Origin of the sequence: Pontibacillus yanchengensis Y32 (assembly GCF_000770635.1) — a bacterium.
GTDB lineage: Bacteria > Bacillota > Bacilli > Bacillales > BH030062 > Pontibacillus > Pontibacillus yanchengensis.
In genome coordinates, this window is the sequence record NZ_AVBF01000134.1 from 1 (window position 1) to 804 (window position 804).

Genomic DNA, 804 nt, shown 5'->3' on the forward strand with positions numbered 1-804 from the left:
AACATAAAACTATCTCTTTATATAACAACAACAAACTTTAACACAGCCTAAATAAAAAAAGGTGATCATCTTGATCACCTTTACTTGTTATTAATGTCTTGAGCCATTTCCTTAAGGGTCTTTCGTTTTTGGGTGAAGTAGTAACCTAAAGCTAAAGCACCATACAGTCCGGAAAGGTCGCTTCGTTCAGCTGTCTCTCTTCCTTCTTCCGTATCTTTTTTCACTGAGCTAGTAGCATCCATTAAGGATGAGGATAATTTCCGTGAAGATTCCCCAATGTCACCAATAATATAAAAGAGAGGGCTTAATGCCGCTATTTTTTCATTTACATCAGCAAGTGTGTCGTTACTATTATGAATAAGTTGACCTGTTTCCTTCATCACTTCATCTAGTTGACTTGGTAACTTCTCAACAGTTTGGTCGACTCCCTTAAGTACACTAGATAAACGATTTAGTGTCCTCGATAGAAAAATGGCTAGAATGACAAAGGCGATTCCAATTAATAATACTCCGATTCCTACGAAGTCCATATGAATTCCTCACTTTCTAAGGGTGATTAGCTTGTTTTTAATTTCTTAGCGTACAATTATAAAATTTAATGCTTGTGTATAACTGAAAAAGTGATTTGGCCACATCCAGCTCCAGCGCCCAGCGACTAGTATGCTTCCCTCGCCTCCGTACGATAAGTTAACATCGAATCACTACGTTCTTCGTGTTGCCTTTATCTCCTACGGAATCAGGGGAAGTTCGATTAAGATCGCTGCATCGTGCAGCAACATCGAACCAACCCACGTCGTGTGGGCC

Annotated in this window: 1 protein-coding gene; it reads right to left on the bottom strand. The window is 39.4% G+C overall.

What is annotated here, in order from left to right; translation table 11 throughout:
- Positions 1 to 80 precede the first annotated feature (80 nt).
- The gene (locus tag N782_RS20465; RefSeq protein WP_036824911.1) at positions 81 to 530 is read right to left on the bottom strand and encodes a DUF948 domain-containing protein; all 450 of its coding nucleotides are present in this window, start codon (positions 528 to 530) and stop codon (positions 81 to 83) included.
- Between the last annotated feature and the right edge of the window lie 274 nt (positions 531 to 804).

What these genes read in the sequence shown, in the direction of transcription:
- N782_RS20465 (WP_036824911.1), bottom strand. Translation starts at nt 530, where the DNA reads ATGGACTTCGTAGGAATCGGAGTATTATTAATTGGAATCGCCTTTGTC.